We start from the raw sequence: 15,128 nt of genomic DNA, 5'->3' as shown, positions 1-15,128 counted from the left end.
CTTACTTGCCGCCGGGGATCTTGCCTTCCACGCCCTTGACGTAGAAGTTCAGGCCGCCCAGGAACTTGTCGTCCGCCACGGCGTCCTTGGCAATCTGCACCTTGCCGGTGTTGTCCACGATCGGGCCCTTCCAGATGACGAAGCTGCCGTCCTTCAGACCAGCCTTCACCTCGTCGACCTTGGCCTTGGTTTCGGCCGGCACGTCGTCGGCAATGGACACGATGTCAATAGCGCCTTCCTTCACGCCCCACCAGCTCTGGCCGCTCACCGACTTGCCATCCAGCGCGTCCTTGACGGTCTTGATGTAGTAGGGGCCCCAGTTGATGATGGAAGACGCCAGGTGGGCCTTGGGACCGTAGGCGGTCATGTCGGAATCCCAGCCGAAGGCGCGCTTGCCCTTGTCCTGCGCGGTCTTGAGCACGGCCGGCGAGTCGGTGTTCTGGAACAGCACGTCGGCACCGCCGTTGATCAGGCTGGTGGCGGCTTCGGTTTCCTTGGGCGGGTTGAACCACTCATTGACCCACACCACCTTGGTCTTGATCTTGGGGTTGCTGCTCTGGGCACCCAGCGTGAAGCTGTTGATGTTGCGGATCACTTCGGGAATTGGCACCGAGGCCACCACGCCCAGCGTGCCGGTCTTGCTCATCTTGCCGGCAATCACGCCTGCCATGTACGCGCCTTCGTAGGTGCGGCTGTCATAGGTGCTCATGTTCTCGGCGGTCTTGTAGCCGGTAGCGTGCTCGAAATGCACATCCTTGTTGTCGGCCGCGACCTTGAGCATGGGCTCCATGTAGCCAAACGTGGTGCCGAAAATCAGCTTGTTGCCCTGGCCCACCATGTCGCGGAACACGCGCTCGGCGTCGGCCGACTCGGCCACGCTTTCCACAAAGGTTGTGGCAACCTTGTCACCAAATTCCTTCTCCACCGCCTTGCGGCCGTTGTCGTGGGCGAAGCTCCAGCCGCCGTCGCCCACCGGGCCCACGTAGGCAAACGCAATTTTCAGCGGTGCCGGCTTGGGCGCGGGTGCCGAAGCAGCCGGTGCGGGAGCGGGCGCCGGTGCCGGCTCTTCCTTCTTGCCGCAACCCACCAGCGCAGCGCTGGCCACAGCGGTCAGCGCTGCCACTTTCAGCAGCGCACGTTTTTGCAAATCGGTCATGTCAGTTCCTTCTAGAAAGGTCAGTTAAGGACGAAAAATCCGGGGCAGCATTCCACAAGTCTAGGTGCCAGGGTAAAACGGCCTTCCAATCGAAGCTGGCATGTTAATCCGAATCCAGCGCGGATTGCGCGAGATCAGGGCCAGCACCACGATGGTGGCGAGGTAAGGCAACATGGTCAGAAACTGGCTGGGCATTTCCACGCCAATGCCCTGCAAATGGAATTGCAGCATGGTGACGCCCCCGAACAGGTACGCACCCAGCAAGACCCGTGCCGGGCGCCAGGTGGCAAAGGTGGTGAGGGCCAGCGCAATCCAGCCCTTGCCCGCCACCATGCCCTCCGTCCACAGCGGTGTGTACACGATGGAGATGTAGGCACCCGCCAGGCCGCACAGCGCACCGCCCACCACCACGGCGCCCAAGCGAATCCAGCGCACCGGGTAGCCCAGCGCATGGGCGGACTCCGGGTTCTCGCCCACGCTGCGCAGCACCAGGCCGGAGCGGGTGCGGTACAGGAACCAGATTAGGCCCGCCACGAGCGCCATGGTCAGGTACACCAGCGGATGCTGGCGAAACAGCGCCGGGCCGACCAGCGGAATGTCGGACAGGAACGGCACGGCAAAGCTGGGACGCTCGGGAATCTTGGCCTGCACGTAACCAATGCCGGCAAAGGCGGAAAAGCCAGCACCAAACAGGCTCAGTGCCAGCCCGGTGGCGTACTGGTTGGTGTTGAGCCAGATCACCAGCCCCCCGAATATCGCCGCCATGAGCGCCCCGGCGGCCAGACCGGCCACGAAACCCAGGCTGTCGCTGCCGGTGTGCACCACCGTGGCAAAGCCGGCGATGGCCGCGCACAGCATCATGCCTTCGGCGCCCAGGTTGACGATGCCGGCCTTCTCGTTGATCAGCAGCCCCAGCGCGGCGATGGCCAGCACGGTGCCGGCATTGAGGGTGGACGCAATCAGCAATGCGTAGGCTTCCATTATTTCTTTCCTCCATCGGCCAGCCAGCGCAGCCGGTAGTTCACCAGGGTGTCGCAGGCCAGCAGGGTAAACAGCAGCAACCCCTGGAACACGCCCGTGAGCGATTTGGGCAGGCCCAGGCGCGACTGCGCCAGCTCACCGCCGATGTAGAACATGCTCATGAGAATGGCCGAGAACACCATGCCCACCGGGTGCAGGCGCCCCACGTAGGCCACGATGATGGCGGCGAAACCATAGCCCGCCGGCACATAGGGTGTGAGCTGACCGATGGGGCCGGCCACCTCCAGCGCGCCGGCCAGGCCCGCCATGCCCCCGGAGATCAGCAGGGCCGTCCACAGGGCGCGGCGCGAGGAAAACCCGGCGTAGCGCGCCGCCGCCGGTGCCAGCCCGCCCACCTGCAGGGCAAAGCCGGCACGGGTGCGAAACAGGAACACCCAGATGCCAGCCACACCCAGCAGGGCGAACACCAGCCCAATGTTCATGCGCGAACCGGTAAACAGGCGGGGAATGCGGGTAACGGCTTCGAAGCTCTTGGTCTGGGGGAAGTTGTAGCCCATCGGGTCTTTCCAGGGACCGAACACCAGATACCCCAGCACCTGCACGGCCACGTACACCAGCATCAGGCTCACCAGGATTTCATTGGCGTTGAAACGGTCGCGCAGCAGCGCGGTGATGCCGGCCCACACCATGCCGCCCAGCACACCGGCCAACAGCACGGGCACCACAATCCAGCCCCCGGTGCTGCTGTCGGCCTGCAGGGCAATGCCGCTGGCGGCAATGGCGCCCAGGATGTACTGGCCCTCGGCGCCGATGTTCCACACATTGGAGCGAAAGCACACCGCCAGGCCCAGCGCGATCAGCAGCAACGGCGTGGCCTTGACCACCAGCTCACCGAGCGCATAGCCGCTGCGGATGGGCTCCCAGAAGAAGATCTGCAGGCCGCGCACCGGGTCCTTGCCCAGCAGCGCAAACAGCACCACGCCGATGACGACTGTGCACGCCAACGCCAGCACAGGCGAGGCGTAGCTCCACAGGCGCGAAGGTTGGGGCCGGGATTCAAGCTTGAGCATGTTGCACCCCGCCCTGATCGGCCGCCGTCCACAAACCACTCATCCATTCCCCCATTTTTTCCACCGATGCTTCGGCCACCGGTACCGACGGCGACAGCCGCCCACGTGCAATCACGTGCAGCCGGTCGCACACTTCAAACAATTCGTCCAGTTCTTCGCTCACGATCAGCACGGCGCAACCGGCGTCGCGCAGGGCCAGCAGTTCCCCCCGGATCTGGGCTGCAGCGCCCACATCCACCCCCCAGGTGGGCTGCGACACGATGAGCAGTGTGGGCTGGGCATCGATCTCGCGGCCCACGATGAACTTCTGCAGGTTGCCGCCCGACAGCGCACGGGCGGCCGATTGTGGCCCGCTCGCCTTGACCATGAACTGCTTGATGATGCGCGCCGCATGCGCCTCCAGCCGGCGCAGCCGGATCCAGCCACCGGCAAAACGGGGCATGGAAACGGACTCGGTGCGCGTGAGCAGCAGGTTGTGGGCCAGGCTCAGCGTAGGCACCGCGCCGCGCCCCAGCCGCTCCTCGGGCACGAAGTGCAGGCCCAGCTGGCGCCGCTGACCCGGGTGCAGCGCGGCCACGTCCACCGCACCCACATGCACGCTGCCCCGGGGCGCGCGCGTGTCCTCGCCCGACAGGGCATACAGCAACTCCTTCTGGCCGTTGCCGGACACGCCGGCCACACCGACCACCTCGCCGGCACGCACCTGCAGGTCGATGCCGTCCAGGTCCACACCAAACTGGTCCTCGCGCGGCAAGCTCAAGCCCTTGACCGTCAGCACCGGCGCACCGGCCTGGCGCACCCGGCGCTCCAGCAAGGGCGGCTCGGCACCGATCATCAGGCGCGACAGCGAGGCATTGGATTCCTGCGATGGATCGCACACCCCCGTGACCTTGCCGCCGCGCAGCACGGTGCAGGCGGTGCACAGCGCGCGGATTTCATGCAGCTTGTGGCTGATATAGAGGATGCTGCAGCCCTCGCTGGCGAGCTTCCTGAGCACCACAAAGAGTTTCTCCACCGCCTGGGGCGTGAGCACCGAGGTGGGCTCGTCCAGAATCAGCAGCTCCGGGCGGGTCAGCAGGGCGCGGATGATCTCCACCCGCTGCATCTCACCCACGCTGAGCGTATGCACCGGGCGCGCCGGGTCCACGTCCAGCCCGTATTCGGCGGCCTTGCCCTGGATGGCGGCGCTGACCTGCTCCAGCGAGCTGCGCGTCAGCCCCAGCCACACGTTCTCGGCCACAGTCATGGTGTCGAACAGGTTGAAGTGCTGGAACACCATGTTGATGCCGTTGGCCCGCGCTTCCTTGGGGTTGCGGATCTGCATCACCTGGCCGTTGATGCGCACCTCGCCGGCATCGGGCTTGACGGCGCCGTAGATGATTTTCATCAGGGTCGATTTGCCGGCGCCGTTCTCGCCCAGCACGGCATGGATTTCGCCGGGCATGACGGTCAGCGACACGTCGCTGTTGGCCACCACGCCGGGGTACGCCTTGGTGATGCCCGTTAATTGGAGTCTGGGGATTGCCATGCTGGAGGAAATTCTGCTCGTTGTTTTGGGTTGCAGGCGCTCACTGTACACGCTCATGCCGGTCACACCGGCCAGCCCCTGCAAGGGGTGAAATTGTGCTCTATGCTAGTGCCCATGGATACACAACCCCTGCGATTCGTACGCCATGGCCAGGTCGTGACCCTGCCCGCCGTCGCCCCCCAGCGCACCCTGCTGGAAGTGCTGCGCGAAGACCTGCACTGCACTGGCACCAAGGAGGGCTGCAACGAGGGCGACTGCGGCGCCTGCACCGTGGTGGTCGCCGAGCCCCACGGCGACCGGTTGCAGTACCGCGCCGTCAACAGCTGCATCCGGCTGGCGCATTCGGTGGATGGCCTGGCCATCTGGACCGCCGAAGACCTAGCCGCTGCCGACGGCACGCTGCACCCCGCGCAGCAGGCCCTGGTGGACGGCCACGGCTCGCAGTGCGGCTTCTGCACCCCCGGCTTTGTGATGAGCCTGTTTGGCCTGTACCAGAACCACGTCGGCACGGCCATCAGCCGCGAGCAGGCCCAGGAGGCGCTGTCGGGCAATCTGTGCCGCTGCACCGGCTACCGCCCCATCCTGGACGCCGCGCAGGCCATGCAGGCGCTGCCCGCCGCACCCGTCAACGAGGCCGAAGTGCTATCAAAACTGCAGCTGCTTGCGCAGGAAGGGCGGGCATCGGAGGCCGATTCGGCCTATATTTCTCCCCGCACACTGCCCGAGCTGCTGGCCGCCCGCGCCGGCCACCCCGAAGCCCAACTGGTGGCCGGCAGCACCGATGTCGGCCTGTGGGTCACCAAGCAGCTGCGGCAATTCGGGCGTGTGCTGGACCTGACCCGCGTGGCCGAGCTGCGCCGCGTGGAGCAGTACCCGCACCACATCGCCATCGGCGCCGCCGTCACCCTGACCGACGCCTTTGCCGCCCTGGTGGCCGACCGGCCCCAGCTGGCCGAATTTGCCCACCGCTTTGCCGGCCTGCCGGTGCGCAACAGCGGCACGCTGGGCGGCAACGTGGCCAACGGCTCGCCCATTGGCGACTCCATGCCCCTGCTGGTTGCCCTGGGCGCCAGCGTGGTGCTGATGCGCCACAGCCCGGCAGGCCCGCGGCACCGTGAACTGGCGCTGGAAAACCTCTACACCGGCTACCGCCAGAACGTGATGCGCCCCGACGAGGTGCTGGCCTGGGTCAAGGTACCCAGGGCCACGGCGTCGGAATATGCGCGGGTGTACAAGGTGTCCAAGCGGCGGGAAGACGACATTTCGGCCGTCTGCCTGGCGCTGGCGCTGCACATCGACCAGGGCGTGGTGAGGCGCGCCTCCATCGGCGCCGGCGGCGTGGCGGCCACGCCGGCACGCGCCCGCCAGACCGAGGCTGCGCTGTTGGGCCAGCCCTGGACCCAGGCCACGGTGGACCACGCCCTGCAGGTGCTGCGCGCAGAGTTCACCCCGCTGTCCGACATGCGCGCTTCCAGCGCCTACCGTCGCACGGTGCTGGGCAACCTGCTGCAACGCTTCTGGCTGGAAAGCCAGGGCACGGTTGCCACCGACCTGCAGCAACTCCACCCCTGCGCCACGGCGCAGGAGGCCACCCCATGACGGCCCGCCCGGCTTCCCCACTCCACCGGGGTGCCAGCGGCACCGCCCTGGCGCACGAGAGCGCCACCGCGCACGTGGCCGGCAGCGCCCGCTACGTGGACGACATTCCCGAGCTGCGCGGCACGCTGCACGCTGCGCCCATCCTGTCCACGGTGGCGCATGGCCGCCTGCTGGACGTGGACACCGCCGCCGCGCGGGCCCTGCCTGACGTGGTGGACGTGGTGCTGGCCGCCGACATTCCGGGCGACCCCATGCTGGCCGCCTTTGCCGGCGACGAGCCGGTGTTTGCCGTCGACACCGTGCAGTACGTTGGCCAGGTCATCGGCCTGGTGGTCGCCCGCAGCCTGGTGCAGGCGCGCCGCGCTGCACGCGCAGTTGCGCTGCGCATCGAAGCCCTGCCCGCCATCCTGACCGTACGGGACGCGCTCACGGCCCAGAGCTATGTGCTGCCCCCGGTGTTCGTGCGCCGGGGCGACGCCAGCGCCGCCCTGGCTGGCGCGCCGCACCGCCTGGACGGCACGCTGGAAGTGGGGGGCCAGGAGCACTTCTACCTAGAAGGCCAGGTGGCGTACGCCCTGCCGCAGGAACAGAACCAGTGGCTCATTCACAGCAGCACGCAGCACCCCGGCGAAGTGCAGCACTGGGTAGCCCACGCCCTGGGGTTGGACAACCACGCCGTGCGCGTGGAGTGCCGGCGCATGGGCGGCGGCTTTGGCGGCAAGGAAACACAGGCCGGGCACCTGGCGGTGTGGGCCGCCGTTGCCGCGCACAAGCTGCACTGCCCGGTGAAGCTGCGGCTGGACCGCGACGACGACTTCCTCATCACCGGCAAACGCCACCCCTTCACCTTTGACTACACCGCTGGCTTTGACGCCACCGGACGCCTGACCGCGCTCAAGCTGGTGATGGCCGCCAACTGCGGCTTCAGTGCCGACCTCTCCGGGCCGGTGGCCGACCGCGCCCTCTTCCATGCCGACAACGCCTACTACCTGTCGGACGTGGAAATTGCCTCCTACCGCTGCAAGACGAACACCCAGAGCCAGACCGCGTTTCGCGGCTTTGGCGGGCCGCAGGGCGTGATCGTGATCGAGACCATCATGGGCGACATCGCCCGTGCGCTGGACATGGACCCGCTGGATGTGCGCCTGCGCAACCTGTACAGCGACGAGGCCATCCCGGGGTCCGGCGCCCGGCGCGACACCACCCACTACCAGATGCCGGTAGAAGACAACATCCTTCAGCCTCTGCTATCAAAACTGGAGCTGTCTGCGCAGTACCGCAGCCGTGTAGAGGCCATTTCGGCATGGAATTTGACAAGCCCGGTGCTCAAGCGCGGCATTGCCATCACGCCGGTCAAGTTCGGCATCAGCTTCACCGCCACGCTGTTCAACCAGGCCGGCGCGCTGGTACATGTGTACACCGACGGCAGCGTGCAGGTGAACCATGGCGGCACCGAGATGGGCCAGGGCCTGAACACCAAGGTGGCACAGATCGTGGCCGACGAACTGGGCGTGCCGTTCGCACGCGTGCTGTGCACGGCCAGCGACACCGGCAAGGTGCCCAACGCATCGGCCACGGCCGCCTCCAGCGGCACCGACCTCAACGGCCGTGCCGCCCAGTTTGCCGCGCGCCACGTGCGCGACAACCTGGCCGCGTTTGTGTGCGGGCTGGACGGCTGCGGCGCCGGTGCCATCCGCTTCCACGACGGCCAGGTCATCTCGCCCAAGACCACCCGCCGCTTCGACGACGTGGTGGCCCAGGCCTACGCCAACCGCATCCAGCTCTGGAGCGACGGTTTCTACCGCACGCCCAAGATCCACTACGACAAGACCACCCTGACCGGGCGGCCGTTCTACTACTTCGCCTACGGCGCCGCCTGCACCGAGGTGGCCATCGACACCCTCACCGGCGAGAGCCGCGTGCTCACGGTGGACATCCTGCACGACGTGGGCCACAGCATCAATCCGGCCATCGACATCGGCCAGATCGAAGGCGGCTTCGTGCAGGGCATGGGCTGGCTCACCACCGAGCAGCTGGTGTGGAACGACCAGGGCCTGCTGACCACCCACGCGCCCAGCACCTACAAGATCCCCACGGCGGGCGACGTGCCGGAACACTTCAAGATCGACCTCTGGTCCGAGCCCAACCGCGAGGACAACGTGTTTGGCAGCAAGGCCGTGGGCGAGCCGCCCTTCATGCTGGCCATCAGCGTGTACGAGGCGCTGCGCGACGCGATTGCGTCGGTAGGAGATGGCAGGCCGGTGCGGCTGACGGCGCCGGCTACTGCGGAGAATGTGTTGCGGGCGCTGGCGGGGTGAGGTGAGGTCAGGACCGACTGATTATGGTCTTTTGTTCCGCTTCAAATGAACACTCAACCTAGGGCTAACGTTTGAGCTCAGACCGCGATCCGTCAGGGCCGTCGCACCTGCAGCGAATTGTTAGACGCTGAACTTGGAGAAGACATTGAGAATGAGTATCTCAATATGAGATGCCACTCTGCTTTCACCATACCTCAACGAGGTTGGATGACCAGTAGCGTTTCTTAACTTCAAGCACTCCTCGAGTTCTTGCTTGGTGTTCTTCCCAACGACCGATATCGTCTCGAGAACCATTAGAAAGATTGCCTCCTTCATCTTTCCGATGTCGTCAGCGGTTTTTGCAGCTTTCCAATCAGGATTCCTGCGTAGCGCCTCAGCGTTGAACTCGACCAACTTGTTTGATACGACATACTGTTGAAGAACTGAAACTGCCCCGACCCATGAGAGCACAACAGCGGCACGAAGGTATCTAGCCTCTAGACACTTCACTGCCTCCTCGATGAACTCCTTAGCTTCCAGTGAAGAAATTGATGATAGGCACTTCCGAAGACTGGCGTTTGCGGTCACTACCGGACCAGAGTCAGCACCTAGCGACGCAGCAAGTGACTTTCCTTCTTTCGTAAGTTCCCAGCCGTCATTTGTTCTGACGGCGACACCTTTCGAACGCGAAAGAATGTCAGAAATATTCCATCCGGATGCTTTTCTAAGGCCACCGTAGGCGGCAAGCTCCTTGAGTTCTTTAACTGAACGGACGTCGCCTGAATCGACGGATAAGAGTATTACCAATACCTCTAGACGCGACAATTTAGGATTATGAAGAATGTCCTTAAGATCATCGCGGGTCATATTCAGCTCAACCTTTCTTTGGTTTCGGGAGGTTGTGCATTACGTGATCTTCTCCAACATGCAGAAGTCGGGGCTCGTTGCTCTCCTTGGAAATGTGAGCTGCGATTGCAAGATTTGAAAGAACAGAGGAGATTCGCTTAGGAATTTTCTCCCCCACAGTCCTCAGCCCAGTGAATATCTCGTCCATTGTCACCTTTTCGCGGCTAGTATTTTGAATTAGCCAGTAAATGACCACGAGTACCTGATCGCTTTGATTGTCTGGCGCCTTGGATGTGTAGAACTCCTTGAAAGCAGTCCTCTGCTCTGGCGTTAAGCCAAGATCTGCAGCCTTGTACGATTCATTCTTTCCGCTGCCACCCTTTTGTCTTTTTGGCGACGCCTGCTTAGTAGTCTCCGTTCCCACGCTTGATGCCGGAGGTTCGGTAGTTGCCCTTGAAATATTTGTAGCTTCTGGCAGCGGTTCTTCATGCTCCCGGGCGCTCTCTGCAATTTCACGCAAACGGGGAACAAATGACTCAAGTCGATCAAACACTTCACTTAAAGCCGAGGCGGGAGCCTCAATGGTGACTTCACCCGACGATAGACTAATTGAAATCTTTACCTGCTCTGTCATTTACCTCTCCTTTTTGCCGATGGTTAGCTCAGCGTTTAACGTAATGCGTAGAGCAATATCTGCTCGATAAACTGGCGCGTACTCGATATTCCGGTCATTCCATCCCCCTGAAAGGCACGTGCTGCCTCGCGTGCGTCGGTTCTGCCTGAAATGCATACAGGTATAAACCAGCTAACTCCGCAGTTAGCTGCACGCAATTTTGACGGCTCAAACAGGCCCTGCCTATCCCCCAATTGGGTGAGCTTGTGGATTGCCAGCTTCCGCTGCCCCGTCAGCCAACGGTAATACACTGCGGGTTTCGTTTTCGGCGTGCGCCGTGCGCTCGCCTTTGCACCGAGACCCCCTATGCCAACGTCCCGTTCCTTGAAGCGCCGCACCCTGCTGGGCGCTGCTGCTGCCCTCAGCACCCTGGCGCTGCCCGCGGTCGCCCAGACCAAGACCGTGCTGCGCATCTCCACGCCGGCCGTGCCGGACGACTGGCATGCCAAGATGTGGACCGTGTTCAAGGACACGCTGGAGAAAAGCGCGCCAGGCGAATTCGACGTGCAGATCAACCTCAACGGTGCGCTGTTCAAGCAGGGTACCGAACCCACCGCCATGGCGCGCGGCAATCTGGAGCTGACCTCGGTCTCGGCATTCGACATTGCCAAGCTGGTGCCCGAGTTCTCGGTGTTCACCGCCGGCTACATGGTGCGCGACCCGGCGCACCAGCAAAAGGTGTTCAACGGCCCCATTGGCGCCGAGCTGTTCAAGACGGTGGCCGACAAGATGGACATCACCCCCCTGTCCACCTGCTACCTGGGCACCCGCCAGGTCAACCTGCGCGAGGCCCGCACGGTCAAGACCCCGGCGGATCTCAAGGGCATCAAGCTGCGCATGCCGGGCTCCAAGGAATGGCTGTTCCTGGGCAATGCCCTGGGCGCCACCGCCACGCCGCTGGCGTTTGGCGAGGTGTACCTGGGCCTGAAGACCGGCACCATTGACGGCCAGGACAACCCGCTGCCCAGCGTGCGCGCCGCCAAGTTCTACGAGGTGACGCAGCAGATCGTGCTGACCAGCCACCTGGTCGACAGCCTGTTCATTGCCATCTCGAACCGGAGTCTGCACGCCCTGACGCCGGCGCAGCGGCAGAAGGTGAGCGCCGCGGCCCAGGCCGCCGCCGTGTACAACAACGAGAACCGCATCAAGGAAGAATCGCAGCTGGTGGACTTCTTCAAGAAGGAAGGCCTGAAAGTCACGGTGCCCGATGTGGAAGCCTTCCGCAAATCGGTGCAGGCCACCTACCAGGCTTCGGACTACGCCAAGGTCTGGCCCAAGGGCCTGGTCGAGCGCATCAACGCCACCCGCTCATGACCCGCTGGCTGCAACGCGCTGCCAACGCGGTTGGCGGCGGCCTGTTCCTGGCACTGTTTGTCGTCTTCATCATCCAGATCGCGGCGCGCTTCGGCTTCAACCAGCCGCTGCCCTGGACCGACGAGGCGGCCGTCGTGCTCTACATCTGGGTCATCCTCTGGGCCGCCGCGGTCATGGTGCCCGAGCGCGAGCACGTGGTCTTTGACCTGGTGTGGAACAGCGTGGGCCGGCGCACCCGCCAGGCCATGCAGATCGTGGGCAACGGGCTCATTGGCGGCCTGGCCCTGGTGGGGCTGCCCGCCAGCTGGGACTACGTGCATTTCATGGCCCGTGAGGGCACGCCGGTGCTGGGCGTGCCGCTGATGTGGGTGTACCTGCCCTTTGTGCTGCTGATGGCCGCCCTGGTGGTGCGCAGTGCCTGGGCCATCTGGCAGGCCGTGCGCGGCGTCGGACTGGACGCCGAACTGCGACTCTGATCTTTGAAGCTGCTATGACCCTTGGTATTACCGTTCTCGTCTGCGTGCTGGTGGCAGGCATGCTGCTGCGCATGCCCATCGGCTTTTCCATGCTGGCCTCGGGCTTTGCCTACCTGCTGGTCAAGCACCAGGATCTGGGCCTGGTGGCCGAGCAGGTCAGCAACGGCCTGTACAACAGCTACGTGCTGCTGGCCGTCCCGCTGTTTGTGTTTGCCGCCAACATCATGAATGCCGGCACCGTGAGCGAGCGCCTGTTCGACTTCTGCCGCATCCTGGTGGGGCGCCTGCGCGGTGGCCTGGCGCAAGTGGACATTCTGGTCAGCGTGATCTTCTCCGGCATGAGCGGCAGCGCCATTGCCGATGCCGCCGGCCCGGGGCTGGTGACCATCCGCCAGATGCTCAAGAAGCCGGAATACACCCGCGGTTTTGCCGGCGCCGTGGTGGTGGCCAGCGCCACGCTGGGGCCTATCATCCCTCCCAGCATTCCGATGGTGATCTATGCGCTGGTGTCCGGGGCCTCCGTGGGCGCCCTGTTCCTGGGCGGCGTGGTGCCGGGCTTCCTGATGGCCGCGCTGATGATGGGCGTGGTGCAGGTGATTGCCGTGCGGCGCAACATGCCGCGCGACGAGCCGGTGCCCCGCTCGGAGTGGGCCGGCCTGGTGTTTCGCGGCGCGCTGCCACTGTCCATGCCCATCGTGCTGCTGGGCGGCATTTACTCCGGCATCTTCACGCCCACCGAAGCGGCGGCCGTGGCGGCCCTGCATGCGCTGATCCTGGCGGCCCTGGTCTTTCGGGCCCTGAGCTGGCGCAGCTTCTGGAACGTGGTGCTGGAGTCCACCCGCGCCAGTGCGGTCATCACCCTGATCCTGGCGGGCTCCTTCATGCTCAACTACGCCTTCACCGCCGAGGGCGTGCCGCAGGCCATGGCGCAGTGGGTCGACAGCATGCAGCTGTCGCAGCTCAAGTTCCTGCTGCTGGTGAACGTGATGTTTCTGGTGCTGGGCTGTTTTCTGGACGTCTCGGTGCTGCTGCTGGTATTCGTGCCCATGCTGCTGCCAGCGGCACGGCTGCTGGGCGTGGACCTGGTGCACTTTGGCGTGCTGGTGGTGCTCAACATGATGATCGGGCTGATTCACCCGCCCTTTGGCATGCTGCTGTTCGTCACCAAGGCGCTCACCGGCATTCCCATTGGCGAGATGCTGAAGGAGGGCTGGCCCTTCCTGGTGATGCTGCTGCTGTTGCTGCTCGCCATGACGGTGTTCCCACAGATCGTGCTGTGGCTGCCGCAGACGATGGGCTACAAGACCCTGTAACCGGGAGTCAGGCCAGGCCGCAGCCGCAGGGGGCGGGCGCCGCGCTGATGCCCGCCAGCGCGCGCAGGCCGCGGGGGTCCACCAGATTCACCACCCGGCCGGAGCCGCTGATGAGGCTGCGCTCGCGCATGTGGCGCAGCACGCGGGAGAGGGTTTCCGGGGCAATGCCCAGATGGGCCGCAATGGCCCGCTTGCGCTGCTGCAGGTGCACCGAGCAGCCGCCCTTGTCACTGTCCTGGGCCTGGCTCAGCAACCACTCGGCACAGCGTGCCTCGGCGTCCTTGGCCAGGCGACTGACGGCGAGCTCGATTTGCTGGCGGTGGGCCAGGGCCATGGCGCCCAGAATGGAGCGCGCACTCTCGGCACAGGTATCCAGGCAGGCGCGGAACTGCGCCACCGGCACCCGGCGGAACTGCACCGGTGTCTGGGCCACGGCGTCCACCACGCTGGGCCGATCCAGCACGGCTGCCGGCAGGCTCAGCCATTTGGGGCCTTCCGTAGCGCCCAACTGGTGCTCCATCAGGTCGGCTTCATCACCTTCACCAATCACGCCCGTCAGCACGCGGCCAGACTCGATGTACAGCACATCGTCGAGTTCGACGGTACGCCGCCGCAATACCGTACCCTTGGCGGCCGTTTCAACGGGGCAGCTGGACAGGAGAGTTTGTATGGCGCTCATGGTCGGACACTGTGCCGCGGCCGCCCCCAATTGACTTTGAGCAAGATCAAACTTCACTAACGGACACCGGCCCCCGGCCTCTACAGCACCAGAATGGCCCGGAAATCATTGACATTGGTGTGCGTGGGACCGGTGGTGAACAGGTCGCCCAGGGGGCCGAAGTAGCCGCAGGCGTCGTTGCGGTCCAGGCAGCTGTCGACCGTCAGGCCCAGCGCCTGCGCGCGCGTCAGCGTGTCGGGTGCCACCCGGGCGCCGGCGTTGTCTTCCACGCCGTCAATGCCATCGGTGTCGGCCGCCAGGGCATACACCCCGGCCTGGCCTTGCAGGGCCTGCGCCAGTCCCATGCAGAATTCGCCCGCGCGGCCCCCCCGCCCCTTGGGGGCCCCCGCCGGCAGCGGCCGCAGGGTCACTGTGGTTTCGCCACCACTGAGGATCACACAGGGTCTGGCAAACGGCTGTCCGTGCTGCGCCACCGCGCGCGCCAGCGCCGCATGCACCCGCCCTACCTCGCGGGACTCGCCTTCCATCTCGTCGCTCAGGATGTGCGCGGGCAAACCGGCGGCACGGGCGGCCTCGGCAGCGGCTTGCAGCGACTGCAGGGGCGTGGCGATCAGGTGCACGCTGTTGTCGGCAAAGTGGGCGTCGCCCGGTTTGGGGGTTTCCAGCGCGCCGCTTTGCAGGTGCTGCAGCACGTCGGGCGTCAGCGCAATACCGTAGCGCTGCAGGATCTGCAGGGCCTGCGCGCAAGTCGTCGGGTCGGGCACCGTGGGGCCGCTGGCGATGACCGACGGGTCGTCGCCCGGCACATCGCTGATCAGCAACGTCACCATCCGCGCCGGGGCACAGGCCTGCGCCAGGCGCCCACCCTTGATGCCGGACAGGTGCTTGCGCACGCAGTTGATCTCGGCAATGGTGGCGCCGCTGGCCAGCAAGGCCTGGTTGATGTGCTGCTTGTCTTCCAGCGACACGCCGCCCCCCTCCCACTGCGCCGGCAGCGTCAGCAGGGAAGAGCCGCCACCCGAGATCAGGCAGATCACCAGGTCGTGCGCGCGCAGCCCCCGGGTCAGGGCGAGCATGCGCTGGGCTGCCGCCAGACCGGCCGCATCCGGCACCGGGTGGGCCGCCTCCACGATCTCGATGCGCGGCGCCGGCGCACCGGCCGGGCGCGGCGGCGTGTGCCCGTAGCGGGTGACCAC

The 15,128-nt window shown here is 65.1% G+C and carries 13 protein-coding genes; 5 read left to right on the top strand and 8 right to left on the bottom strand.

The window, feature by feature from the left end:
• Position 1 precedes the first annotated feature (1 nt).
• The 4 genes from AC1Q5W_RS09045 to AC1Q5W_RS09030 are packed head-to-tail and all read right to left on the bottom strand — an operon-like array spanning position 2 to position 4,735.
• Positions 2 to 1,156 (bottom strand): BMP family ABC transporter substrate-binding protein, encoded by a 1,155-nt coding sequence (locus AC1Q5W_RS09045; protein ID WP_492645295.1) that lies wholly within the window; start codon positions 1,154 to 1,156, stop codon positions 2 to 4.
• Between the two features lie 60 nt (positions 1,157 to 1,216).
• The gene (locus AC1Q5W_RS09040; RefSeq protein ID WP_492645294.1) at positions 1,217 to 2,137 is read right to left on the bottom strand and encodes an ABC transporter permease; all 921 of its coding nucleotides are present in this window, start codon (positions 2,135 to 2,137) and stop codon (positions 1,217 to 1,219) included.
• On the bottom strand, positions 2,137 to 3,207 hold the full coding sequence (locus AC1Q5W_RS09035) for an ABC transporter permease (RefSeq protein ID WP_492645293.1): 1,071 nt from the start codon (positions 3,205 to 3,207) through the stop codon (positions 2,137 to 2,139). Before AC1Q5W_RS09035 ends, AC1Q5W_RS09040 begins: the two co-directional genes overlap by 1 nt.
• Positions 3,194 to 4,735, bottom strand: coding sequence for an ABC transporter ATP-binding protein (locus tag AC1Q5W_RS09030; protein WP_492645292.1), 1,542 nt, complete (start codon positions 4,733 to 4,735; stop codon positions 3,194 to 3,196). Before AC1Q5W_RS09030 ends, AC1Q5W_RS09035 begins: the two co-directional genes overlap by 14 nt.
• A 114-nt stretch (positions 4,736 to 4,849) precedes the next feature.
• On the opposite strand from AC1Q5W_RS09030, the gene xdhA reads away from it, so the two are divergent.
• Together xdhA and xdhB are read left to right on the top strand one after the other, a co-directional pair.
• Positions 4,850 to 6,334, top strand: coding sequence for a xanthine dehydrogenase small subunit (xdhA, locus tag AC1Q5W_RS09025; RefSeq protein ID WP_492645291.1), 1,485 nt, complete (start codon positions 4,850 to 4,852; stop codon positions 6,332 to 6,334).
• On the top strand, positions 6,331 to 8,652 hold the full coding sequence (gene xdhB / locus AC1Q5W_RS09020; RefSeq protein ID WP_492645290.1) for a xanthine dehydrogenase molybdopterin binding subunit: 2,322 nt from the start codon (positions 6,331 to 6,333) through the stop codon (positions 8,650 to 8,652). Before xdhA ends, xdhB begins: the two co-directional genes overlap by 4 nt.
• A gap of 120 nt (positions 8,653 to 8,772) precedes the next feature.
• Here the strand turns inward: xdhB and AC1Q5W_RS09015 are convergent, their stop codons facing one another.
• Positions 8,773 to 9,498: a hypothetical protein gene (locus AC1Q5W_RS09015; protein ID WP_492645289.1), complete on the bottom strand. Its 726-nt coding sequence runs from the start codon at positions 9,496 to 9,498 to the stop codon at positions 8,773 to 8,775.
• Positions 9,499 to 9,505: 7 nt separating this feature from the next.
• The gene (locus tag AC1Q5W_RS09010) at positions 9,506 to 10,111 is read right to left on the bottom strand and encodes a hypothetical protein (protein WP_492645288.1); all 606 of its coding nucleotides are present in this window, start codon (positions 10,109 to 10,111) and stop codon (positions 9,506 to 9,508) included.
• 345 nt (positions 10,112 to 10,456) lie between these two features.
• On the opposite strand from AC1Q5W_RS09010, the gene AC1Q5W_RS09005 reads away from it, so the two are divergent.
• The 3 genes from AC1Q5W_RS09005 to AC1Q5W_RS08995 are packed head-to-tail and all read left to right on the top strand — an operon-like array spanning position 10,457 to position 13,253.
• Positions 10,457 to 11,464, top strand: coding sequence for a sialic acid TRAP transporter substrate-binding protein SiaP (locus AC1Q5W_RS09005; RefSeq protein ID WP_492645287.1), 1,008 nt, complete (start codon positions 10,457 to 10,459; stop codon positions 11,462 to 11,464).
• Positions 11,461 to 11,940 (top strand): TRAP transporter small permease, encoded by a 480-nt coding sequence (locus AC1Q5W_RS09000; RefSeq protein ID WP_492645286.1) that lies wholly within the window; start codon positions 11,461 to 11,463, stop codon positions 11,938 to 11,940. Before AC1Q5W_RS09005 ends, AC1Q5W_RS09000 begins: the two co-directional genes overlap by 4 nt.
• Before the next feature lie 14 nt (positions 11,941 to 11,954).
• Positions 11,955 to 13,253 (top strand): TRAP transporter large permease, encoded by a 1,299-nt coding sequence (locus AC1Q5W_RS08995; protein WP_492645285.1) that lies wholly within the window; start codon positions 11,955 to 11,957, stop codon positions 13,251 to 13,253.
• 7 nt (positions 13,254 to 13,260) lie between these two features.
• Here the strand turns inward: AC1Q5W_RS08995 and AC1Q5W_RS08990 are convergent, their stop codons facing one another.
• Together AC1Q5W_RS08990 and AC1Q5W_RS08985 are read right to left on the bottom strand one after the other, a co-directional pair.
• Positions 13,261 to 13,932: a Crp/Fnr family transcriptional regulator gene (locus tag AC1Q5W_RS08990; RefSeq protein WP_492645284.1), complete on the bottom strand. Its 672-nt coding sequence runs from the start codon at positions 13,930 to 13,932 to the stop codon at positions 13,261 to 13,263.
• Between the two features lie 80 nt (positions 13,933 to 14,012).
• A partial coding sequence (locus tag AC1Q5W_RS08985; protein WP_492704146.1) for a glycerate kinase type-2 family protein occupies positions 14,013 to 15,128 on the bottom strand: 1,116 nt, incomplete at its 5' end.

Source organism: Rhodoferax sp. MLSD5-FHT05B10 (assembly GCF_058793415.1).
This window is presented reverse-complemented; position numbering and strand designations above follow the sequence as displayed.